This is a genomic window from Actinomadura sp. 21ATH (genome assembly GCF_041951345.1).
Classification (GTDB): Bacteria; Actinomycetota; Actinomycetes; order Streptosporangiales; family Streptosporangiaceae; genus Spirillospora.
Genome location: NZ_JBGNUR010000004.1, coordinates 242,876 through 265,761 on the forward strand (window position 1 = coordinate 242,876; position 22,886 = coordinate 265,761).

Below are 22,886 nucleotides of genomic sequence, written 5' to 3' on the forward strand. Positions count from 1 at the left end.
GAAGCAGGACTTCCGGCCGGAGTCACCGGGATGCCCGTGACGCCGCGCTCTGTGATGAATCGCTCACCCTCCGCTCACCGATTCGTTATCGTGGAAGGCCAGGCCGACTCCCGGAGGGGGACCGCATGCCGTCACTACCGTTCGCGGCCTGGGCGTACCTCTGCGGCGTGGTGGGGCTGGCGGCCGGGCTCATCGCGACGGCGTCCTACGACGGCGTGGACTGGCCGGCGTTCGCCGTCCTCGCGGTGCTGTTCCTGGTCTGCGACTCGACCCCGGCGCGGCTCAACGTGGAACGCGCCAGGGTGTCGCTGAGCTTCGCCGCCAGCCTGGCGTCGGCCGTCCTGCTGGGCCCGGCGGGCGCCGCCCTGCTCGGCGTGTGCGCCATCGTCAACGCGCAGCGCTCGATCTCCCCGGTCAAGCGGGTGTTCAACGGCGCCCAGTTCGCCCTCGGCGGCTACTGTGCCGGTGGCGTGTTCGAGCTGCTGGGCGGGCACCGGTTCAGCGGCTGCCAGGTCGGCTGGGTGCTCAACGTGTTCGGCCCCTTCATCGGCGCGCTGGTGACGTTCGTGCTGGTCAACATGGCGCTGGTGGCGGGCATCCTGCTGCTCGCCAAGCAGGAGAGCCCGCGCGAGCTGGTGAGCGCCAGCGGCCAGCTCGCCGTCGGCTGCCTCGGCTACGGCATGTTCGGCCTGCTGATCGCGGGCCTGTGGTCGTGGGTCGAGGCCGGCCCGTTCGTGGCCGTGCTGGTGCTGCTGCCGCTGTACGTGGCGCGCTGGGCGCTGCAGCAGACCCGGGCGCAGCGGCAGGCGCAGGCGGCGACGCTGGCGGCGCTGTGCCAGGCCGTCGAGACCAAGGACTACTACACGCGGGGCCATTCCGAACGCGTGTCGCGCGGCTCGGTGATGATCGCCAAGGAGATCGGGATGGGCCACGCCCGGGTCCGCGCCATCCGGTACGCCGGGATGCTCCACGACGTCGGCAAGCTCGGCGTCCCGACCAAGGCGCTGCAGAAGAAGGGCAGGCTGACCGACGAGGAGTTCGCGGCGATCCGGCTGCACCCCGTCCGCGGGCTGGAGATCGTCCGCGACATCGGGTTCCTCGACGAGGCGCTCGCCGGGATCATGCACCACCACGAGCGGATGGACGGCCGCGGCTACCCGATGGGGCTGGCCGGCGACGAGATCCCCGAGTTCGCGCGGGTCATCTCGGTGGCCGACGCGTTCGACACGATGACGTCCAACCGCTCGTACCGCCGCGCCCGCACCGTCGAGGAGGCCAAGGAGGAGCTGCGGCGCTGCGCCGGCGACCACTTCGACCCCGGCATGGTGGCGGCGTTCCTGACCGCGCTGGAGCGCGACGGCTGGGAGCCGCCGGGCGCGGTGTCGGTGCCCGGCGACGGCGTCGCCGAGGTGGCGCGGCGCGACCACGACGACCCCACGTCGCCGCTGGAGGTCAGCTGACCGCGCGGCCGGGGCCGTGCCCGGATCCGGGCGCCCGGAGGCGGCTCTGTAAGGGCGGGCACTGTACCGGACGGTGAGATCTTCGTAGCCTTGTCAGTCCCCGGTTACGGAAGCGTCGTCTGGAGGCTGCGGTGGAGCGGTCCGCGGTGGTGGCCAAGACCGTTGCCTCCCTGAAGCGCGAGGCGGAGCGGGTGGTGGACCTCGTCGTCGACCGGATCGTGGCGGAGATCCCGTCGTACGCCGCCGTGCCGCGCGACAGGCTGCGGCCCGGCGTCGCCGCCAACGTCCACGACGGGATCGGCTTCCTGGTCGACGGCGAGCGCAGCCCGGTGACCGCCGACGCCGCCGCGGTGGGCGCCGACCGCGCCGAACGCGGCATCCCCGTCGAGGACGTCATGCACGCCTACCGCATCGGCGTCCGCACCGTCTGGGAGCGCTTCGCCCGCGAGGCCCGCCGCAACGACGCCGACCCCGGCGAGATCCTGATGCTCGCCGAGCGCGTGTGGGCCTGGGCGGACGGCGTGATGGTACGGGCCGCCCGCGAGCACCGCCGCGTCGACCTGGAGACCGCCCTCGACGCGCAGCAGCGGCGCGGCGCGTTCATCCGCGCGCTCCTGTCCGGCACCCTCGACCGGGCCGGACTCCACCTCCAGGCCGCCGCGTTCGGGCTCAACGCCGACCGCGAGTACGTCCCGTTCCGCGCCCGCGGCGGCACCGACGCCCGCGCGATCGTCACGGCGCTGGTGCCGTACTTCCCGCACACCAGCCCGCCGGTGACGCTCGTCGACGGCGACGTCGCCGGCCTGCTCGCCCGCCGCCCCGGCCCCAAGGTCCCCGACGACGTGGTGGTCGGCATCGGCCCCTCGGTGCGCCCCGCGGACGCGGTCAGCGCGTTCGGCCGCGCCTCCCGCGCCCTCGACACGGCCGCCCGCTTCCGCCTCAGCGGCGTGTACGACCTCGCCGACCTGGGCCTGCGGTCGTCGGTCGTCAGCGAGGACGAGATCGGCACGCTCCTGTACGAGCGCTACCTGGCCCCCCTCCAGGACCTCCCCGACATCGAGCGCACCGTCGTCACGTACCTGTCGGGCGGCATGCACGTCGAGGACGCGGCGCGCGCGCTGTTCATCCACCCCAACACGCTGCGCAACCGGCTGCGCCGCTTCGAGGAGCTCACCGGCGCCGACCTCCGCGACCACGCCACCCTGGCCGAGCTCTGGTGGGCCCTCGCCTACCAGAGCCTCGGCGAGTAGCGCCGCCGTGTCGACCCGTGGCGTGTCGCTCCCTTCATGCGGGGCGCCGGAGCGGACACGCCACGAGTCGACATCCCCGGGCCGGACTCAGGGGGTGATGGTGCAGGGGGCGGCGCCGCAGACGTCGATCACCTCGCCCGTCTTCAGGAAGGCGGCCTTCTGGCGGCGGGCCTCGGGGGAGTTGCGGGGGTCGGAGTGGGGGTCCCGGCCGGCGGTCGGCGGGGTGTTGGTCAGCGGGGGCAGCGGGGACCCGCTGTCCCAGACGATCATCGCGGAGCCGCGGTAGGGGTACTTCCGGATCCCGGGGATTCCCCAGTACGGGACCTTGTCGGGAACGCGGCCGGGGGCCACGACGGGGGTGTGGACGCGGGCGCCGATCGTGCGGGCCTGCACGTCGGCGGCGACCGGCGCCACCTGGTGGTCGCCGAAGGCCACGTGCATCAGGACCCGGTGCGAGGGGGTGCGGGGCAGGGGATCGCCGGTCATGTGCCGGGCGTAGCCGTTCGCCTCGCCGCGGTCCCAGAGCATCTGGATCAGGGCCAGGGCGATCTGCTGGTCCAGCTTGTCGGGGTAGAAGGCGTTCAGGACCTGCGCGTACGTCGGGAAGTCGGAGCTGCGGTTGAGCAGCGTGCTGTAGTTCATCGCCGGGACGCCGAGGACGGCGCGGCGGATGTCGGGGGAGACGGCGGTGAGCGCGCCGCCCATGATGCCGCCCTGGCTGTTGCCGTCGAAGGTCAGCGCGGTCCCGGTGTCGATGAGCGGCCTGCCGTCAGCGGTGCGGAACGCCTTGTGGCCGGTGAAGCCGCGGGTCATGGCGCGGCCGAGGAACGTGAAGTTCAGCATGCCCTGCTGGAGCCGGTCCGCGATGGTCTGGAAGCGGGTCAGGTCGCCGAGGGCGCTGATGACGTTGGGCACGTCCTCGTTCGCCATGCCGATCCACCTGGTGGCGCAGAACGCGAAGCCGTGCTCGGCGGCCATCGCCTTGACGTTGCCCGCGGCGACCTCGCCCTCGCCGCCGAGGAGGCCGTGCCCGTACAGGGCCGGCCGGGCGGGCTCGTCGAGCGCCGAGCGCGGGATCTCGCACTGGAACGGGACCGGCTGGGTGTTGAACGGCAGGCGCGCGGGACGCCCGTCGCGCCCGTAGTGGAACCGCGACCCGGGCGGCCCGCCGGGCAGGTCGAGGTAGCTGGGGGCGAAGACGGTGCCCTTGACCTCGCGGGCGATGCGGTCGTCGACGTTCTCCCTGACCTCGGTGACGACGAAGGCGGGGGATCGGCTCCCGAGATCGCGGAGGGCGTCGTCGCGGATGTGCAGCATCCGGCCGGCCAGGCTCCGCCGGCTGGCGACGGTGAAGTCCCAGGCGAGGTGGAGGCCGTCGCGGCCGACGCCGTGCCGCTTCAGGTCGGCGAGGACCCGGCGGTTGGCGCGCTGCCGCTCGTACAGGGGGTCGCCGGGGGCGAGGCGCTCGTGGAGGATCCTGCGGTACGCGGCGTTCGGGGCGATCGCCTTCCCGGACGCGTCGCGCAGGTCGCGCAGCGCCACGACGTAGCGGTGGCCTTCGACGAAGTTGCGGGCGGGGCGGACGATGAGCGCCTGCCGGCCGGGGGTGGTGGCGTTGGCGTCCAGCTCGGCCCAGTACGGCCAGCGCTCGCCGGTGGCGGTGTCGATGACGGTGATCGGCGCGTCCCGGCGGAGCGAGGCGCCGATGTCGGTGACGGGGGCGGCGCCCGTCCGGGCCAGGTCGAGTCCGGGCACGTGGCTGAGCAGCATCGACCCGGGCGAGAAGCCGTCGGCGCGGTTCCATTCGGCCGGGCGGATCGGCATGCCGAGCGCGTTGCTGAGCGTGGTCCTCATGTTCACCCGGCGGCCGGTCGGGGTGGAGCGGTCCCGGACGGTGTACCAGTCGCTGGGGAACGGCAGCAGGCACGCCGCGGGGTCGATGGGGTCGCAGCCGTCACCCGTGGTCGCAGACGCGGCGGTGGGGGACGCGGCGGCGGGGCGCGCGGGGGCGGCGGTCGCCGGGAGGGCCGGGGCGAGCGCCGCGGCGGTGAGGGCGGCGGCCACCAGGGCCAGGGATGCTCGGGCACGCAAGGCTGACCTCCTGGGGGTGGGGGGCCTGAGGTGATCAGACCGCACCGGGGCGGGCGGGTCAATCGCCGTTCGCACAGCGCGGGGCGGCGCCGCTTGTGCGTTCGCACCGATGTTCCAGCCGTGTTAAATCTGCCCGCGAAGATCGTTTGGGGGGTTCTCACGGCGCCTCAACCGGGCGATAGTGGGCCGGTCGTCTGCGCTTTCGCGAGGAGGAACGTTCCATGGACGCCGTTCCGGTCATCGATCTCACCGCCTGGTTCACCGGCGACGAGCAGGAGCGCGCCGCGGTCGCGGCGCGCGTTGACGAGGCGCTGAGCGAGATCGGTTTCCTGGTGGTCACCGGCCACGGGGTGCCCGCCGGCCTGCGCGACCGGATCAGGACCGCCGCCAAGCGCTTCTTCGCCCAGCCCGAGGACGTCAAGCGGGCGTACGCGGCCACGGTCGGCGAGCGCGGCTGGCTGCCGCCGGGCGTGGAGGCCAACGGCTACGCCGAGGGCACCGAGACGCCGCCCGACATGAAGGAGACGTTCGCGATCGGCGCCGACGCCAAGATCGGCGACCCGCTCTTCGACGCCGAGTGGTTCCTCGCGAACGTGTGGCCGTCCGAGGTCCCCGAGCTGGAGGAGCTGCTCACCGAGTACACGGCCCGGATGCGGGCGCTGTCGGACGAGCTGCTGCGGCTGTGCGCGACCGCGCTCGGCCTGGACCCCGGCTACTTCGCCGCGTACACCGGCAACCCCTCGTACACGCTGAACATCAACCGGTACCCGCCGCTGTCGCAGCTCGGCGCGCCCGAGCCGGGCCAGTTCCGGATCGGGCCCCACACCGATTTCGGCACCGTCACCGTCCTCGACCGGCAGGACGGCGTCGGCGGCCTCCAGGTGTTCACCGGCGACACCGAGGAGGACGGCTGGGTGGACGCGCCGTGGGTCGAGGACTCGTTCACCATCAACGTCGGCGACCTGCTGGCGGTCTGGTCGGGGAACCGGTGGAAGTCCAACCGGCACCGGGTGCTGCCGCCCGACCCGAGCGCGCCGGACGAGGAGCTGGTGTCGCTCGTCTTCTGCTACGAGTGCGACCCGGGCGCGCGGATCGAGCCGTTCGCGCCGCCGATCGGCCGCGCCGAGCTGGCGCCGGTGCGCGCCCACGAGTTCCTGCTCGAACGGCTCGACGCGATCACCGTCGGCTGACCCCGCCACGACCGGAAAGGCCCCCTGATGACCGACGTCCACGACGGTGCGAAGACCGAGGGACCACCCGCCGGCGTGGTCGTCCGGGAAGGCGACTACGGCGACCGCGTCGCGGCCGTGGAGCCGGGCGGCGCCGAGTTCATCCCGCTCGACCAGCGGCACGGCCGGCCGCTGAAGCTCTTCTGGACGTGGACGTCGCCGCAGCTGGAGTTCGCGACGATCTTCCTCGGCGTGCTGGCGGTGGCCGCGTTCGGGCTGAGCTTCTGGCAGGCGGCCGCGGCGGCGCTGCTGGGCAGCGCGCTGGGCGCGCTCGCGCACGGCGTGCTGTCGGCGCGCGGCCCGCGGCACGGCGTCGGGCAGATGGTGCTCGGGCGGGTGCCGTTCGGGTTCCGCGGCAACGCGCTGCCCGCGACGCTCAACACGATCGCGGGCGGCGTGGGCTGGTTCGCCGTCAACAGCGTCAGCGCGACGCTGGCGCTGGCCACGCTCACCGATCTGCCCAAGCCGCTGTGCCTGGTCGTCGTGGTCGGCCTCCAGGTGACGATCGGGTTCTTCGGCCACAACCTGGTGCACACCGTCGAGCGGTACGCGTTCCCGGTGCTGGCGGCGGTGTTCGCGGTCGCGTCGGCGATCATCCTGAGCAAGGCGGACTTCGGCGCCCCGGCGAGCGGCGAGGGCGGCGGGCTCGGTGGGTTCGTCATCGCGACGGCCGCCGCGTTCGGGTACGCGGCGGGCTGGAACCCGTACGCCGCCGACTTCACCCGCTACCTGCCGCCCGGCACGAGCCGCCGCGCGGTCGGGACCTACGCCGGCCTGGGGATCTTCTTCGGCTGCACGTCGCTGCAGATCGTCGGGGCCGCGGCGGTCACCATCGGCGGCGACGCGCTCGGCGACCCGACCGGCACGTTCACCGGCCACCTGCCGACGCCGGTCGCGCACCTGACGCTGCTGGCGATCACGCTCGGCGCGATCTGCGCCAACGCGATCAACATCTACTCGGGCGCGATGTCGTTCGTGACGATCGGCGTGCGGCTGCCGCCGGCGCTCCAGCGCGCGCTGGCCGCGCTGGGCTTCGGCGTGCTGGGCCTGGTCGTCGCGTTCTTCGGGCTGGCCGACGCGGGGCACGCGTACGAGACGTTCCTGCTCGTCATCGCGTACTGGATCGGCCCCTGGCTCGGCGTCGTGCTCACCGACATGTGGCTGCGCCGCGGCGAGCCGATCGACGCGCTGCTGTTCGACAAGGGGCACCGCAACCCGGCGGGGCCGATCGCGATGGCCGTCGCCGTGGTGGTGTCGGTCGCGCTGTTCTGCAACCAGGAGCTGTACGTCGGGATCGTGCCGGAGAACGTCCCCGAGGTCGGGGACGTGACCTTCATCGCGGGCTTCCTGCTGGCCGCTCTCGGGTACCGCCTGCTGGGCGGCGCGAAGCGGCGGTGAGGACGCGCTTGTCGGACGCCCGGGGGCCGTACGAGCCGAGCACGGCGGGCACGCCCAGCGCCTCCTCGATCGCCGCCACGGGATCGCGGGGGAGGGGCGTGTAGACGGGCCGGGCGGCCAGCAGCCGCCCGGTCAGCGCCTCCTGCGCCGCCAGGTCGCGGGCCGGGCCGGCCGGGATCGCCTCGTGGCCTTCGCAGCCCTCGTAGGCCGTGCACAGCTTCAGGTCGCCGCGATCGCGGGCGACGTCGAGATGCGTCACGGCGAGCCCGTCGGCGCCGCCCGCGACCTCCAGCGCGTACCGGAGCGCCACCGCGTCCAGGTGGCCGACGCGGAACGCGCCCTGCCAGCGGCCCGTCCCGTTGTGCGCGTCCGGCAGGTCCGCGGTGAGGGCCGGGTCCTCGGTGACGAACGGGCCGGGCCCGTGCCGGGTCGCGTAGGCGCGCAGCACGCCGAGCCGGTACGCGGGCCCCTGCCCGGCCTCCGCGAGCAGCGTCTCCGCGTTCGCGAACGTGGTGGTCGACCAGGTCGTGTACGGGTGGAAGCCGCGCCACTCGTCCAGGAGCACGCCCTGGGCCCCCTCGAAGACCGCGTTCCCGGTGCGGAGCAGCCGGTGGAGGTGCTCCCCGCCGACGATCCGGACCCGTTCCGCGAACGCGGCGAAGGCGTCCGCGCAGTCCTCGACGGGCGGGACGTCCTCGCCGCCGGGGAACTCGTCCCGGTACCAGTCGCGCACGGCCGCCAGCCGGCGGCGCAGCAGCGCCGGGGAGAGGCAGTCGCCGGCGCGCGGCGCGGTGTCCGGGTGCGCCAGGGCGTAGGCGGCGGTCTCGCCGATGCCCATGCCGCACGAGCCGTGCCGGGCCGCGCCGCGCGCGGTCTCCCGCGCCCGGTTGGCGGCCCGGTGGTACGGCGTCGTGAGCGGCGCGGCGCGGTCGACGGTCAGGCGCTCGAACGCGTCGCCCACGCCGAGGGACCGCAGGTGCGCGGCCTCCCCGGCCAGGGCGAGCGGATCGACCAGCATGAACCGCGACAGGTGGGTCGCCACGCCCGGCGTGAACGTCCCCGACCCGAACTGGGCGAACGTGTGGTGCCGCCCGTCCTCCGCCACGACGTTGTGCGCCGCCTGCGCGCCGCCGTTGAAGCGGACGACGGTTCGAACCGGCTCCGGGGTGGGTTGAGGTGGGAAAGGCTCCAGGGTGGGTTGAGGTGGGAAAGGGTCCAGGGTGGGGTGAGGCGGGAACGGCTCCGGGGTGGGTTGAGGCGGGAAAGGCTCTGGCCCCCGAGCGCAGAGCCGGTCCACGATCGTCCCCTTGCCGGCGTCCCCGTACCCGAGGTCGACGACGATCACGTGCGCCACGCCGCTCCCCTCAGAGCCGGGTCGTCGCCGACGGCGCGGAGCCGAGGCCGGGCGGGGCGGCCGAGGTCGCGACCGGCGCGCGGGCGGCGTCCAGCGGGGCCAGCGCGCGGGACACCGACGCGCCCGCGTCGGAGCCCACCTCGGACAGGTGGCCGAGCCCCTCCTCCAGGTCGATGGCGTCCTCGGCCAGGCCGATCGTCAGCGCGATCGTCTCGCAGACGGCGTCCAGGTCGTCCAGGTAGAGCACGTTCTGGCCGAGCAGGTCCTGCCAGAAGCCGCGCAGTTTCGGGTCGCCGGCGTGGTAGCTGCCCTCGGGGATGATGAAGTACACGTCGTACATCCGCTGGAGCTCGCGGACCAGGTCGCCGATCGGCACGTCCTCGGCGGGCCCGCCGCCGATGATCGCCTCGATCTCGCGCCGCTTGGCCTTCGGGTAGGCCAGCTCGTCGCCGAGCATGAACAGGTAGCCGCGCTTGCCGCGCTTCTCGAAGCAGTCGATCGCGGTGTGCCGGGCCATGAAGTACATCGCCAGCTCGTACGACTCGGTCATCTGGCCGCCGCCCCCGCCCTCCAGCAGGATCTTGCCGAGGTCGTCGTCCATCCGGTTGTCGGCCTCGAACTGGCCGACCTGGAGCGGGGCGCGGTCGCAGGTGGCGTCGCCGACGGCGCCGAACATGATGTGCGGGTGCTCCACGTACCCCTTGCGCAGCAGCAGCCCGAGCAGGTCCGGCAGCTTGGTCTGGAGCGTGCGCGGCACCGTGCGCATCGAGCCGGTGACGTCGAACAGCACGGCGATCGCGAGCGACTCGGGGTGGTCGTCGGAGTCGCGGCTCTCCCGGACGGTCACGCCCTTGGGGTCGAGGTCGGGGTGCGTGGCGGTGGCGCCGCCGTCGCTGTAGGCGAAGGCGCTCGCGCCGGTGGACGCGCGGTAGCTGCGCGCCGCGTCGTAGACGTTGGTGGACCAGTGTCCGCTTCCCATGATGGTTCTCCTTCAGCGGGTGGTGGGCATCGTGAACGGGCGGAAACGGCGCGGGCCGTACAGGCGCTCCAGGAGCTCGTCGAACTCGGCCAGCAGCCGCCAGGCGTCGCGGGGCCGGCGCCGCTGCGAGGGCAGCAGGCAGCCGCGCGCGAACAGCCGCATCGGCTTGGGCGCCTTGCCGCCCATCAGGTGGGTCATGCATCGGGTGGCCAGGTAGATGTCGGTGGCCTCGCTCGCCTGCTCCCGTTCCGGGACCTCGGGCGGGTACCAGCCGGCGTAGCGGTCGACCATCGCGGGGACGCGGCCGGTACCGGCCGGCAGGCAGCCGGGCACCGAGTAGCACCAGTCGACGAGGACCAGGCCGTGGTCCCCGGGATGGACGAGGACGTGCTCGGGCAGCACGGCCCCGTGCAGGACTCCGGCGCGGTGCGCGAAGCCGAGCGCGACCAGCAGCCGCCGCCACATCCAGGCGGCGTCGCGCGGGTCGACGCCGTCCGGGTACGCGGCGCGGACCTCGGCGAGGCTGTGGAAGCCGTCGAGGGGCGCGATCGCGTTGGCGCGGCGCACCGCTCCGGTCGCGGCGTCCCGGTGCCGGAACGACTCGACCAGGCGCGGCACGTACGGCAGGAACCGCCCGTCGCCGTCCTTGGGCAGCTGGCGCAGCGCCACCGCCTCGCGTTCCAGCAGGTCGCCGTCGCGGGGGTCGCGCGGCAGCTTGATCACGGCGGTGCGCGCGCCGTCGTAGCCGGCGTCGTACAGCTCGGCCAGGTCGCCGCTCGCGCGGCGGTCGCCGAGCCGGTACGCGTGCCGTTTCGTGGTGATCGTGACGCGCCCGGCGTGGCGGCCGTGCCAGAGGGCGGTCAGCCGGGCGAACGCGTCGGCGGTGCGGCCGCCGGTGGCGTCGGGGTGGACGAGCCGGGCCAGCCGCCGGTAGGTGCGCGCCGCCTCCGGGCCGTCCTCTCCGAACAGGTCGGCGGGGGTGCGGGCGCGGTCCAGCCGGTCGAGGGCCTCGTCCAGGGTCACCGGGTCGCCGTTCGGCCGGCTCCCGTTCATCCGGTTCCCGTGCGCGTGCTCGCCGTTCATCGGATCTGCTCCTCGCTGCTGGGGCGCAGCAGGGCGGGGTGCAGGAGGCGGGCGTCGCCCGCGCGGTAGAGCCGCGGCCGGGGGCCGCCCTTGCGGCCGCCGCGGTCGGACGTGGCGCCGGTGCTCTCGACGAAGCCGGGGACCGACAGGACCTTCCGGTGGAAGTTGCCGGCGTGCAGCTCCTCGCCCCAGACGGCCTCGTACACCGCGCGCAGCTCCGGGATCGTGAACTCGGCCGCGCAGAAGGCGGTGGCCAGCGGGGTGTACTCCAGCTTCGACCGGCCGCGCTCCAGCCCGTCGGACAGGATGCGCGCGTGGTCGAAGGCCAGCCGCCGGGTCGTGCCGGGCCGCTGCTCGCCCGCCTCGCCGAGCCCGAGCGCGCCGACCGGGATCCAGGCCGCGTCGGCCGCGTCGCCGCCCGCCTCCGGGTCGGGCAGCTCGGGCGCGAACGCCAGGTAGGCGACCGAGATGACGCGCATCCGGGGGTCGCGGCCGGGCGCGCCGTACGTGCCGAGCTGCTCCAGGTGGACGCGGTCGAGCGGGCCGCCCTTGGCGCTCAGCCCGGTCTCCTCGGCCAGCTCCCGCACCGCCGCGTCGGGCAGGTCCTCGGCGTCGCGCACGCCGTGCACGAAGCCGCCGGGCAGCGCCCACATCCCCTCGAACGGCGGCCGCCCGCGCCGCACCAGCAGCACGTGCAGGCCGCCGTCGCGGATCGTCAGCGCGACCACGTCCACGGTGACCGAGACCGGGTCGTACTCCCGGGGGTCGTACGCCGCCAGGAAGTCGCTCTCGTCGTGCCGCTCGGTCATCGCCACCCGCCCCGGTCCGTCTCAAGGTCAGTAAGTCTCAGGTTGAGTCCATCTCGTTTTGAGAAGAACATAACCCATGGAGCGGCGGCCGTCCACCCCGGAAAAGCCGGACGCCGCTCCCCGTCGGGGAAGCGGCGTCCGGCCGGGCGTGCTCCGCTCAGCGGCGATGGCGGGGCGGCTGCGGGCGCCCGCCGTACTGGGGCGGCCGCTGGTCCCGCTGCGGCGGGGGCTGCTGCGGCTGCGGCCAGGGTCCCGGCTGCGGCTCCGGCTGGGACTGGGGTCGGGGCTGCGGCGGGCGCGCCGCGTCCCCCGGCCCGGGCCCGGGGTGGCGCTGGGCGAACTGGCCGGTGTCGAAGCGCTCCGGCTGGTACGGCCGCACGCCCGGGGTGCGGGCGTCGGGCGGCGGCGGCACGGTCGAGACCGGCCGGGCGCCCGGCGGGGGACCGGCGAGGCCCGCCAGGTCCGGGGGCGGCGCCGTCATCAGCGCGGCGGGCGGGCGCCGCGGCCCCTCGTCCAGCAGCCGGCGCATCTCGCTGCGGCGGCGGCCGTACACCAGGTACAGCACCAGGCCGGCCAGCATCCAGACGGTGAAGTAGCCCCAGGTCTGCACCTTGAGGTTGAGCATCAGCCAGCCGGTCGCGAGGATGCCCAGCACCGCGGTCAGCGGGGCGGCGGGCATCCGGAACGGGCGGTGCAGGTCGGGCCGGTCGCGGCGGAGCGCGAGCACCGCCGCGCAGACGAACAGGAACGCGAACAGCGTGCCGATCACGACCATCTGCTCCAGCGTGAGCACGTCGATGGTCTGCGACATCACGGCGGCCGCGCCGCCCGCGACGAGCGTCGCCCGGGACGGCACCCGGTAGCGGCTCATCCCGGCGATGCCGCGCGGCAGCAGCCCGTCGCGCGACATCGAGAACACCACCCGGGTGAGGCTGATCAGCACCACCAGGATCACCGTGGTCAGCGCGATCACCGCGCCGATGTTGACCACGTGCCCGACCGGGCCGGCGCCGACCATCGTGAACGGCGTGGTCAGCACGACCTTCTCGGGGTCGAGCCGCCCGTACGACACCATCCCGACCAGGGTGATCGCGACGCCCAGGTAGAGCACCACGGCCACCACCAGGCTGGTGATCATGCCGCGCGGGACCTTGCGCGGCGCGTCGTCGGTCTCCTCCGAGGCGGTCGAGATCAGGTCGAAGCCGATGTAGGCGAACGCGATGGCGGGCGCTGCGGCCAGGATCCCCCAGACGCCGAAGACCTGCGGGGTGCCGCCGGTGATCGAGCCCAGGACCGCGTTCAGCACGCTCTGCCCGCCGGTGCCGGGCGCCGGTTCGGCGGGCGGCACGAACGGGGTCAGGTTGCCCGGGTCGAAGTACGTCAGCCCGACCGCGATGACCAGCCCGATCACGATCAGCTTGGCCATCACCATGAACCACAGCGTGCGCAGCCCGAGCCGGCTCCCGGTCGCCAGCAGGACGATCAGCAGCAGCAGGATCCCGAGGGCGAACACGTCGAAGCCCTTGGGCTGCCCGATCACGCCGGCGAGCCAGTCGGGCACGGGGACGTTCAGGTCCGCGAGCGCCTGCGCGGCGTACAGCGACCAGGCCCGGGCGACCACGGACGCCGCCAGCAGCAGCTCCAGGACCAGCGACCAGCCGACGACCCACGCCCAGACCTCGCCGAACGCGACGTAGCTGAACGAGTAGGCGCTGCCCGCGACCGGGACGATCGACGACAGCTCGGCGTACGCGAGCGCGGCCAGCAGGCAGACCCCGCCGGCGATGAGAAAGGAAATGATCACGGCGGGGCCGGCGTTCGCGGCGGCCTGCACTCCGGAGATCTTGAAAATGCCGGCGCCGATCATGACACCGAGGCCGAGCACCACGAGATCGCGGGTCCGGTAGACCACGCGCAGCCGGTGCCGGCCGCCGTACAGCTGCCCGGTCGCCTGCTCGACGGGCAGTTTTCGGAACATGGTGTTTCGCATGCGGATGTCCCAGGTCATAGGTGCTCCCCAAGGCCTGAACCCGCGCCGCTGTTCGCGAGACAGTGAAGGTGGAAGACCTAACACTTCCCCATATTTAGGTAAAACCGCAATGTCTTGCACTTGATCGTTTGGAAACGCCGGGAGAGGGTCAAGATCGATAATGCCCGTGCCGGGTGAGGTCCCTGCCGCGTCCGGGCCCGGCCGGACCCTGGCGCCCCGCCGTGAACGGTGAAACGGTGGTGGCGCCGCGCTCCCGACCGCTCCAGGAGGTCCCGTGTCGCTCGCCGCGCGCGCCCGCCGCCACCTGATCGCGCCCGCCGCGCTCGCCGTCGCCGCCACGCTGGTCGCGCCCGTCACGGCACCCGCGCACGCGGGCCACGACCGGCCGCCCGGCAAGCGCCCGGTGGCCACCGGGTACGGCGGCGCCGTCGCCACGGTGGACCTGGACGCGAGCCGGACCGCGATCGAGGTGCTCCGGAACGGCGGCAACGCGATGGACGCGGCCGTCGCCGCCGGCGCCACCCTCGGCGTGACCGAGCCGTACGTGGCCGCGATCGGCGGCGGCGGTTACATGACCTACTACGACGCGAAGCGCCGGAAGGTCTACACCGTCGACGGCCGGGAGACCGCGCCGCGGGCCATGCGCGCGGACTCGTTCGTCGACCCGGCGACCGGCCGGGCGATCCCGTTCGACCAGGCCGTGACCAGCGGGCTCAGCGTGGGCGTGCCCGGCACGCTCGCGCAGTGGGACACCGCGCTGCGCCGCTTCGGCACCCGCGACCTCGGCACGCTGCTGAGGCCCGCGATCCGGGTCGCCGAGCGCGGCTTCACCGTCGACCGGGAGTTCCACGACCAGACCGCGGTGAACGCCGAGCGGTTCGCCGACATCGTCCCGACCCGGGAGCTGTTCCTGCCGGGCGGGCGGCCGCCGGCGGTCGGCTCCACGTTCCGCAACCCCGACCTGGCGCGCACGTACCGCGAGCTGGCCCGGCGCGGCCCGGGCTGGCTGTACGGGGGCGGCCTCGGCCGCGAGGTCGTCCGCACCGTCCGCGAGCCGGGGGTCGACCCGGACGCCGGGCGGAACGTGCGGCCGGGGCTGATGAAGGACGGTGACCTCGGCGCCTACCGGTCCCGCACGCCCGAGCCCACCCGCGTCTCGTACCGGGGGCTCGACGTGTACGGCATGCCGCCGTCCTCGTCCGGCGGCTCCACGGTCGGTCAGGTCCTCAACATGCTGGGGAACTTCGAGCTCGACGCGAAGGACCCGGTGCAGGCCCTGCACTACTACCTGGAGGCGTCCAAGTTCGCGTACGCCGACCGGGGGCGCTACGTCGGCGACCCCGACCAGGTGGACGTGCCGCTGAAGGAGCTGCTGTCCAAGGGCTTCGCGCGCGAGCGGGCGTGCCTGATCGACCCGGCGAGGGCCGCGGCCGCGCCGGTCGCGCCCGGCTCGCCGGACGGCGGCTACGACCCGTGCGCCCCGGCGAAGGGCGGGGCCGAGGCGCTGAAGTACGAGGGGCCGCAGACGACGCACCTCGTCGTGGCCGACAAGTGGGGCAACGTCGTCGCGTACAACGTCACGATCGAGCAGTTCGGCGGCAGCGGGCTGACCGTTCCCGGCCGCGGGTTCCTGCTCAACAACGAGCTGACCGACTTCACCCTCCAGCCGCCCGCGCCGGGCGCCGCGCCCGACCCCAACCTGCCCGGGCCGGGCAAGCGGCCGCGCAGCAGCATGGCGCCCACGCTGGTGCTGGAGGACGGCCGGCCCAAGCTGGCCCTCGGCACGCCCGGCGGCTCCACGATCATCACGACCGTGCTGCAGATCCTGCTCAACCGGATCGACCTCGGCATGGACCTGCCCGCGGCGCTGGCCGCGCCGCGCGCGACCCAGCGCAACACGCCGCAGGTGTTCGCGGAGCAGGCGTTCATCGACCGGTACGGCGCGGCGCTGGCCGGGAAGGGCCACGACGTGGCGCTGTTCGCCGGGCCGCCGCGCGGCGTCATCGGCGCCGCGACCGGGCTGGAGTTCCTGCGGCCGGGCCTGGTGCAGGCGGTCGCCGAGCCGGAACGGCGGGGCGGCGGCAGCGCGCTGGTCGTCCGGCCGCGCCGGTAACGGGACCCGGCACGACTACGATCAGGGCATCGGGGAAGGAGTCGTGCCATGGCCCAGGCGTACGTACAGGTGACGACGACCACGGACTCGCGACCGGAGGCGGCCGCGCTGGCCCGGTCGGCGGTCGCCGAGCGGCTCGCGGCGTGCGCCCAGCTCGTGGGGCCGATCGCCAGCACCTACTGGTGGGAGGGCGAGATCGAGTCCGCCGAGGAGTGGATGGTGGTGTTCAAGACCACCGACGCCCGGTTCGACGAGCTGGCCAGCCTGATCACCGAGGGGCACTCGTACGACACCCCGGAGATCATCGCCACCGAGATCGTCGCGGGCAGCCTGGACTACCTCGCGTGGGTCAGCGAGCAGACCGACGAGGACGACGAAGACGACGAGGACGGCGACGAGGACGAGCGGCGCGCGGCCCGGGGCGGGGCCGGCGAGACCGTCAGCGTCGAATGACCGGTGCGCCGGCCGGTGTGACGTCCGTCATAGGCGGGAAAATAAGCCTTTAGTTACTTTGAGGGCTCGGTCTCCCGGCGGAAGGACGGCGCGGTGCAGGAGGACTACGGTCTGTTCGGGCCGGGATCGGTGACCTGGCGGGTGATGGGCGAGCCCGTCCTGATGGTCGGCGGCGTCCGCGCCCTCCTGCTCCAGGCGCTGCATCCCCGCTCGATGTGGGGCACCGCGCAGAACTCCGAGCTGATGAACCCGCGCGAGGCGTGGGCCCGGCTGGAGCGGACGGTCGAGTTCGTCCGCGTCCGCACGTGGGGCACCGAGGCCGAGGTCGAACGGGTCGGCCGCCGCGTCCGCAAGCTGCACTCCAAGCTCACCGGCCTCGACCTGCGCACCGGCGAGACCTTCCCGGTCGACGACCCCGAGAACCTGCTCTGGGTGCACATGGGCGAGGTCGACTCGTACCTGGACATCGCCCGCCGCGCCGGGGTGCCGCTGAGCCGCGCCGACGCCGACCGGTTCGTGGACGAGCAGCGCCGCGCCGCCGCCGTGGTGGGGCTCGACCCGGCGGACGTCCCGGCCTCGGTCGGCGAGATGCGGGCGTACTACGCGGACATGCGCGGCCGCATATGGGCGTGCCGGGAGGCGCGCGAGGGCCTGGTCCGGATGTTCAACCCGAACGTGCCCCGCAACCTGCTGCCGCTGAAGCTGGCCGCGCCCGGCCTCGGCGTGCTCGTGGTCTCCACGCTGCCGCGCTGGGCCCGGCGGATGTACGGGCTGCCGGGGCTGCCCACCTCCGACCTGGCCGCCACGGTCACGCTGAAGGGCCTCTACCGCTCCACCAAGGTCATCCCGGAGCACGTGCGGTACCGGCCGGACGCCCTCCGCGCGCGCCGGCTGACCCGCGAGCGGGAGGAGAGCGCGGCGGCGCTGGGCGTCGCGTCCTGACCGGCGGGCCGTCCCGTCAGCCGCGCCGCATCAGGCGGCCGACGGCGGCCATCAGCTCGGTCGACATGGCCTCGGACTTGCCCTCCTCGGCGCCCTCGGCGACGCAGTGCCGGACGTGGCCGTCGAGCAGGCCGAGCGCCACCTTGTCCAGGGCCGCCTGGACGGCGCTGATCTGGGTCAGGACGTCGATGCAGTAGCGGTCGTCGTCGACCATCCGCTCGATGCCGCGCACCTGGCCCTCGATCCGGCGCAGCCGGGTCTGGAGCTGGTCCTTGGTGGCGGTGTAGCCGCGGGTCGGCGCGGTCTGCGTGGGAGTCTCGGGAGTCGTCATCGTCGTCCTCGCAATCGGGCCGGCGTCATCGGTCCGGACGGGGCCGCCGCCCGCGCGGCAACCCCATAGGGGTATCGTATCCGCCGGGCCCGGCATTCCCCCGGCCGCGAACGGCCGGTCGTCGGGCCGGTCAGCCGGCCGGCGGGGGGACGTTCCACGCGGCGATCACCGGGCGGTCGTGCTCGGTCCCGAGCGTGGACAGGGTACCGGTCTCCAGCCTGAACAGCCGCCCCGCCGCGGGCTCCAGCCCCAGCCAGCGGGCGGTCAGCACGCGCAGCACGTGGCCGTGCGCGACCAGCGCCACGTCCCCCTCGGCCAGCAGCGGCCGCACCCGGCCCAGGACCGCGTCGGCGCGCTCGCCGACCCGTTCCACGGACTCGCCCGGATGGCCGGCGTCACCGGGGATCACACCGTCCTCCCAGAGGAACCAACCGGGCCGGTCCTCGCGGATGCTCTTGCTGGTGATGCCCTCGTACCCGCCGTAGTCCCACTCCCACAGGTCCGGGTCCACCTCGTCGACCGCCAGCCCGGCCAGCTCGGCCGTGCGCCGGGCGCGCTCCGCCGGGCTGGACAGCACCCGGGCGAACGACCGCCCGGCCGCGACCGGCGCCAGCGCCCGCGCCTGCTCCTCGCCGCGCGCGGTCAGCGGCAGGTCGGTGCGCCCGGTGTGGCGCCGGGCGCGGCTCCACTCGGTCTCGCCGTGCCGCACGATGATCAGTTCCCCCATGGGGCCACTGTACGGGGCCGGGCGAGCACGGGGACAGGCGAGCGGCCCGGGGCGGAGCCGGCGCGGGTCAGGCGAGCACGGACTCCAGCGGCACGGACGGCAGGCCGTGCGCCTCGGCGACCTGGTCGTGGGTGAGGGCGCCGCCATGCGCGTTGAGGCCGAGCGCCAGCGCGCGGTCGTCGCGCAGCGCGTCCCGCCAGCCCCGGTCGGCGATCCGCACCGCGTACGGCAGCGTGACGTTCGTCAGCGCGTGGGTGGAGGTGTTGGGCACCGACCCGGGCATGTTCGCCACGCAGTAGAACAGCGACTCCTCGACCCGGTACGTCGGGTCGTCGTGCGTGGTCGGGCGGGAGTCCTCGAAGCAGCCGCCCTGGTCGATGGCGATGTCCACCAGGACCGAGCCGGGCCGCATCCGCGCCACCAGCGCGTGCGGGACCAGCGTCGGGGCCTTGGCGCCGGGGATCAGCACCGCGCCGATCACCAGGTCGGCGGCCCGGACCTCCTGCTCGACGGAGTACGCGGTGGACACCACGGTCCGCAGCCGGCCCTGGTAGATCGCGTCGATGTGCCGCAGCCGGTCCACGTTCACGTCCAGCACCGTGACCTCGGCGCCCATCCCGGCCGCGATCTGCGCCGCGTTCAGCCCGGACACGCCGCCGCCGATCACCACCACGCGGGCCGGGGCCACGCCCGGCACGCCGCCGGGCAGCACGCCGCGGCCGCCGCTGGAGCGCATCAGCGCGGCGGCGCCGACCTGCGGGGCCAGCCGGCCGGCCACCTCCGACATCGGCGCCAGCAGCGGCAGCGCACCGCCGGGCAGCTGGACGGTCTCGTACGCGATCGCCGTCACGCCGGACGACAGCAGCGCGTCGGTGCACGACCGCGAGGCCGCGAGGTGCAGGTACGTGAAGAGCGTCTGGCCGCGCCGCATCCGGTGGTACTCGGCCGGGACGGGCTCCTTGACCTTGAGGACGAGCTCGCCCTCGGCCCAGACGTCGTCGGCCGACTCCAGGATCTTGGCGCCGGCGGCGGTGTAGTCCTCGTCGGGGATCGCCGACCCCGTTCCGGCGCCGCGCTGGACGAACACCTCGTGCCCGCGGCGGGTGAGCTCGTGGGCCCCGGCGGGGGTGATCGCCACCCGGTACTCGTGGTTCTTGATCTCGCTGGGTACGCCGACCTTCATGGGGTCCTCCGGCGATGCCGATGGGCGCCGCGCGCGGGTGCGCGCACGGCCTGGGCATGGACGAGGGCCCGCGGCAGGGGTGGTGCGCGGGCTCTCCGTCACTTCCAAGCGTGCGGCCGCGCGGCCGGTGCCGCCACACCGCAACATGCATGACGATGCGGCGAAACCTTTACATGCCGTAACCCTCGTGCCGGCTCAGGCCGGCCGGGGATCAGCGGCGCGGCGGCAGCCACTCGTCGGCGATCGCGACCGTCAGCTGCTCCAGCAGCGGGCCGCCCTGCCGCATGCAGCGGCCGGCGTCCGGCTCGATGTCGGTGAGCGCGTACACCGCCTGGATCCTGGCCTTCCTGAGCTGCTCGCCGGTCAGCCCGCGGCGGCCGACGGCGGCGACCACCGGCACCCCGGCGCGGGCCGCGGCCCGCGCCACCCCGATCGGGGCCCGGCCGCGCAGCGACCGCACGTCCAGCGTCCCCTCGCCGGTCACCACCAGGTGGGCGCCGCGCGCCCGCTCGGCGAACCCCAGCAGGTCCAGCATCAGCCCGATCCCGGGCTCGATCGTCGCGCCCAGGAACGCCAGCGCGGCGAAGCCCACCCCGCCCGCCGCGCCCGAGCCCGGCCGGTCGCGGGAGGCCGTGCGGGACGCCGCCTCGGCGATGTCGGCCCAGCGGCGCAGGCCGAGATCCAGCACCCGGATCTCCTCGCGGGTCGCGCCGCGGCGGCCCGCCTGGCCGGTGGCCGTGCCGTTGCGGCCGAGCAGCGTGCCCTCCGGCTCGCCCGCCACGACCACCTGGACGCCGGACAGGTCGGGCATCCCGCGCAGGTCGAGGGCGTGCAGCGAGCGCAGCGCCGCCCCGCCCGGCGGCAGTTCCTTGCCGAGCGCGTCCAGCAGCCGCCCGCCCAGGCCCTGGACGAGCCCGGCGCCGCCGTCGGTGCAGGCCGCGCCGCCGACGCCCAGCACGATCCGGCGGGCGCCCAGCCGTACCGCGTGCGCGAGCAGCTGGCCCGTTCCGAGGCTGGTGGAGCCGAGCGGGCGGGGCCGCCCGCCGGGCAGTCGGCGCAGCCCGGACGCCTGGGCCAGCTCCACCACCGCGGTGCGGCCGTCCAGCGCCAGCGCGGCGGTGACGGGGCGGCCGGTGGGGCCGGACACCTCCACCTCGACCCGCCGCCAGCCCGCCGCGATCGCCGACTCGGCGGTGCCGTCGCCGCCGTCGGCGACCGGCAGCTCCACCACCGGCACGTCGGGCCGCGCGCGGCGCAGCCCGGCGGCCAGGTGGCGGGCGACCTCCGGGGCGGTCAGCGAGCCCTTGAACCGGTCCGGCGCCAGCAGGACGTGACCGTTGCGGGCCCGGCCGTTGGAACGGCCCGCGGGTAGGTCGGAGGGGGAGTCCGGGGACTGCACAGCCACGCCTTTCAGGGACCGGGGGAAAGTCACTCACTCCTGCTTACGCCATGACGGCACTATTTGACACCCGGGACGGCCGTCAGGACGTTCAAACCTGGGGAGAAGACCGTGCTGGCCGCGCGGTGCGGCCCGGCCGGCGGCCCGGTCAGCTGCCCCGGTACGTGGAGTACCCGAACGGGCTGAGCAGCAGCGGGACGTGGTGGCGATCGCCCGGATCGGCGATCGTGAAGATCACGCTGACCTCCGGGTAGAACGTCGCGACGCCCAGTCCCGCGAAATACGGGCCGGTCCCGAACCGCAGCCGGTAGGTGGCGGGCCCCGCCCCGTCCGCGGGCCGCCCGCCGGATGGAGCGCTCCAGCGGCCGTCGGCGTCGGTCGCGCCCTCGGCGACGGGACGCCACGTGTCGTCCAGGTAGGCGTCGAGCCGTACCGGCACGTCGGCGGCCGGGCGTCCCAGGCGGGTGTCCAGGACGTGGGTGGAGACATGGGCGGACGCGAGGCCCAGTACGGGGTCCGAGGCTGCGGTCATGACGCTAGTACAGCAGCCCCGGAGCACTCCCACGGCCCGGGGCGCCGACTTCGGCGGAACGCTGCGTGACCGGCCGAGTCCGCTATAGCCTGCCTTGGTGCGAATGCGATGACGCGGCGCGCGATCCCCGGGCGGGGCCCGGGCTGGAACCTCGTAGGCGGTGGTCAGACGATGGATCGGGAGACTCTGGGGCAGCGCATCCGCGCGCTGCGGATCAGGCAGGGGATCAGCCAGGCGCAGCTGGCGTTCCCCGAACTGTCCGACAGCTACATCTCGCTGATCGAGAGCGACAAGCGGGTGCCCGCGCCCAGCGTGATCGACCTGCTCGCCCAGAAGCTGAACTGCTCGGCCACCTACCTGGTGAGCGGCGTCAGCGAGGACGTGGTGGACGAGCTGCGGGTGACGCTCGACTACGCCGAGATCGCCCTGCGCAACGGGGCCGCCGAGGAGGCCCGGGAGCGGTTCGCCGAGGTGCTGGCCAACGCCGACGCGGTCGCGCTGCCCAGCATGCTGCACCAGGCCCGCTGGGGGCACGCGCTGGCGCTGGAGGCGGCCGGCCGGCTGGAGGAGGCGATCGACGGGCTGCGCGCCCTCACCGCCGAGGCGTCCGCGGACGCCGACCTCGCGCACTGGGCCAGGGTCCACGTCGCGCTCAGCCGCTGCCTGCGCGAGCGCGGCGACATCAGCGCCGGGGTGGAGGTCGCCGAGGACGCGCTGCGCCACCTGATCGCCACCGGCGCGGACTCCACCGACGCCGCCGTCCACCTGGGCGCCGCGCTGCTGGCCGCGTTCATCGAGCGCGGCGACCTCGTCCGGGCCGGGCAGCTGGCCGGGCAGCTGGTCGAGCGGGCGGAGCGGATCGGCAGCGCCCGGGCGCGGATGGCCGCGTACTGGGAGGCCGCCTACGTCGCCGAGATCCGCGGCGAGTACGAGGACGGCGTCGCGCTGGCCGAGCGCGCCCTGCTGCTGGCGGGCGACGACGGCGCCGCGCCCGCCGACGGCGGCCCGCCCGAGGACCCGCGGAACCTGGCCCGGCTGCGGATCGTGTACGCGGGGCTGCTGCTGCGCGCCCGGCCCGCCGACGCCGGCCGCGCCCGCGACCTGCTCACCCGGGTCCGCGGCGAGATCAACGCCAGCTCCGCCGGGGAGATCGACGTGGCCTGGTGCCTGACCGAGCTGGCCCGCGCCGAGACCGCCCTGGGCCGCCCGGCCGAGGCGGTGGCGCTGGCCGAGCAGGCCCTCGACCTGCTGGGCGGCGCGCCGCGCCGGGCCACCGCGTGGGCGCTGACCGTGCTCGGCGAGGCGTGCGTGCGGCTGGGCCGGCGGGACCGCGCGATCGAGGTCCTCACCCAGGCCGCGACCCATCTGGAGGAGATGGAGTCGGTGCGGGAGGCCGCACAGGCGTGGTTCGACCTGGCCGAGCTGCTGGCCGAGACCGGCGCCCCCGAACGGCCCGGCCTGGACGCGTACCGCCGCGCCCTCACCTGCGCCGGCGTCTAAGCGAAACCCGGAACGAAGCGGAAGGAACCCGGCACGGGAAGATCGCGTCGGTTCAGTGTCGCC

19 protein-coding genes are annotated in these 22,886 nt (G+C 74.6%); 8 read left to right on the plus strand and 11 right to left on the minus strand.

What is annotated here, in order from left to right; translation table 11 throughout:
* Nucleotides 1–125 precede the first annotated feature (125 nt).
* Together ACA361_RS15830 and ACA361_RS15835 are read left to right on the plus strand one after the other, a co-directional pair.
* On the plus strand, nucleotides 126–1,460 hold the full coding sequence (locus ACA361_RS15830; protein ID WP_375012717.1) for an HD-GYP domain-containing protein: 1,335 nt from the start codon (nucleotides 126–128) through the stop codon (nucleotides 1,458–1,460).
* A gap of 131 nt (nucleotides 1,461–1,591) precedes the next feature.
* Nucleotides 1,592–2,710 (plus strand): PucR family transcriptional regulator, encoded by a 1,119-nt coding sequence (locus tag ACA361_RS15835; RefSeq protein WP_375012718.1) that lies wholly within the window; start codon nucleotides 1,592–1,594, stop codon nucleotides 2,708–2,710.
* Nucleotides 2,711–2,797: 87 nt separating this feature from the next.
* Here ACA361_RS15835 and ACA361_RS15840 read toward each other — a convergent pair whose 3' ends face one another.
* Nucleotides 2,798–4,801, minus strand: a complete 2,004-nt coding sequence (locus ACA361_RS15840) for a hypothetical protein (protein ID WP_375012719.1) — start codon at nucleotides 4,799–4,801, stop codon at nucleotides 2,798–2,800.
* A gap of 221 nt (nucleotides 4,802–5,022) precedes the next feature.
* On the opposite strand from ACA361_RS15840, the gene ACA361_RS15845 reads away from it, so the two are divergent.
* Nucleotides 5,023–5,991, plus strand: a complete 969-nt coding sequence (locus ACA361_RS15845; RefSeq protein WP_375012720.1) for an isopenicillin N synthase family dioxygenase — start codon at nucleotides 5,023–5,025, stop codon at nucleotides 5,989–5,991.
* Between the two features lie 27 nt (nucleotides 5,992–6,018).
* A complete protein-coding gene (locus ACA361_RS15850) occupies nucleotides 6,019–7,428 on the plus strand; it encodes a purine-cytosine permease family protein (protein WP_375012721.1) in 1,410 nt (469 codons plus the stop codon).
* Here the strand turns inward: ACA361_RS15850 and ACA361_RS15855 are convergent.
* The 5 genes from ACA361_RS15855 to ACA361_RS15875 form a co-directional block, all read right to left on the minus strand.
* The gene (locus tag ACA361_RS15855; protein WP_375012722.1) at nucleotides 7,364–8,782 is read right to left on the minus strand and encodes an adenylosuccinate synthetase; all 1,419 of its coding nucleotides are present in this window, start codon (nucleotides 8,780–8,782) and stop codon (nucleotides 7,364–7,366) included. The genes ACA361_RS15850 and ACA361_RS15855 overlap by 65 nt on opposite strands.
* A 10-nt stretch (nucleotides 8,783–8,792) precedes the next feature.
* Complete coding sequence (locus ACA361_RS15860; protein ID WP_375012723.1) at nucleotides 8,793–9,761, minus strand: hypothetical protein; 969 nt, start codon at nucleotides 9,759–9,761, stop codon at nucleotides 8,793–8,795.
* A gap of 12 nt (nucleotides 9,762–9,773) precedes the next feature.
* Entirely contained in the window at nucleotides 9,774–10,844 is a 1,071-nt protein-coding gene (locus tag ACA361_RS15865) for a molecular chaperone DnaJ (protein ID WP_375012724.1), read from the minus strand.
* Nucleotides 10,841–11,653, minus strand: a complete 813-nt coding sequence (locus ACA361_RS15870; RefSeq protein WP_375012971.1) for an NUDIX domain-containing protein — start codon at nucleotides 11,651–11,653, stop codon at nucleotides 10,841–10,843. The genes ACA361_RS15865 and ACA361_RS15870 overlap by 4 nt, the downstream gene beginning before the upstream one ends.
* A 157-nt stretch (nucleotides 11,654–11,810) precedes the next feature.
* Complete coding sequence (locus tag ACA361_RS15875) at nucleotides 11,811–13,643, minus strand: amino acid permease (protein ID WP_375012725.1); 1,833 nt, start codon at nucleotides 13,641–13,643, stop codon at nucleotides 11,811–11,813.
* A 274-nt stretch (nucleotides 13,644–13,917) separates the two neighbouring features.
* On the opposite strand from ACA361_RS15875, the gene ggt reads away from it, so the two are divergent.
* The 3 genes from ggt (at nucleotide 13,918) to ACA361_RS15890 (ending at nucleotide 17,151) form a co-directional block, all read left to right on the plus strand.
* Entirely contained in the window at nucleotides 13,918–15,756 is a 1,839-nt protein-coding gene (gene ggt, locus ACA361_RS15880; RefSeq protein ID WP_375012726.1) for a gamma-glutamyltransferase, read from the plus strand.
* A 48-nt stretch (nucleotides 15,757–15,804) separates the two neighbouring features.
* The gene (gene cutA, locus ACA361_RS15885) at nucleotides 15,805–16,209 is read left to right on the plus strand and encodes a divalent-cation tolerance protein CutA (protein WP_375012727.1); all 405 of its coding nucleotides are present in this window, start codon (nucleotides 15,805–15,807) and stop codon (nucleotides 16,207–16,209) included.
* Between the two features lie 93 nt (nucleotides 16,210–16,302).
* Nucleotides 16,303–17,151 (plus strand): oxygenase MpaB family protein, encoded by an 849-nt coding sequence (locus ACA361_RS15890; protein ID WP_375012728.1) that lies wholly within the window; start codon nucleotides 16,303–16,305, stop codon nucleotides 17,149–17,151.
* A gap of 16 nt (nucleotides 17,152–17,167) precedes the next feature.
* On the opposite strand, the gene ACA361_RS15895 is transcribed toward ACA361_RS15890, so the two are convergent.
* The 5 genes from ACA361_RS15895 to uraH form a co-directional block, all read right to left on the minus strand.
* Nucleotides 17,168–17,482, minus strand: a complete 315-nt coding sequence (locus tag ACA361_RS15895; protein ID WP_375012729.1) for a metal-sensitive transcriptional regulator — start codon at nucleotides 17,480–17,482, stop codon at nucleotides 17,168–17,170.
* A 130-nt stretch (nucleotides 17,483–17,612) separates the two neighbouring features.
* The gene (locus ACA361_RS15900) at nucleotides 17,613–18,209 is read right to left on the minus strand and encodes a histidine phosphatase family protein (protein WP_375012730.1); all 597 of its coding nucleotides are present in this window, start codon (nucleotides 18,207–18,209) and stop codon (nucleotides 17,613–17,615) included.
* A gap of 67 nt (nucleotides 18,210–18,276) precedes the next feature.
* A complete protein-coding gene (gene ald, locus ACA361_RS15905) occupies nucleotides 18,277–19,392 on the minus strand; it encodes an alanine dehydrogenase (RefSeq protein WP_375012731.1) in 1,116 nt (371 codons plus the stop codon).
* A gap of 211 nt (nucleotides 19,393–19,603) precedes the next feature.
* Nucleotides 19,604–20,797: a glycerate kinase gene (locus tag ACA361_RS15910; RefSeq protein ID WP_375012732.1), complete on the minus strand. Its 1,194-nt coding sequence runs from the start codon at nucleotides 20,795–20,797 to the stop codon at nucleotides 19,604–19,606.
* Nucleotides 20,798–20,939: 142 nt separating this feature from the next.
* On the minus strand, nucleotides 20,940–21,323 hold the full coding sequence (gene uraH, locus ACA361_RS15915; protein ID WP_375012733.1) for a hydroxyisourate hydrolase: 384 nt from the start codon (nucleotides 21,321–21,323) through the stop codon (nucleotides 20,940–20,942).
* A 171-nt stretch (nucleotides 21,324–21,494) separates the two neighbouring features.
* Between uraH and ACA361_RS15920 the strand changes: the two genes are divergently transcribed.
* A complete protein-coding gene (locus tag ACA361_RS15920) occupies nucleotides 21,495–22,823 on the plus strand; it encodes a tetratricopeptide repeat protein (protein ID WP_375012734.1) in 1,329 nt (442 codons plus the stop codon).
* Nucleotides 22,824–22,886 lie beyond the last annotated feature (63 nt).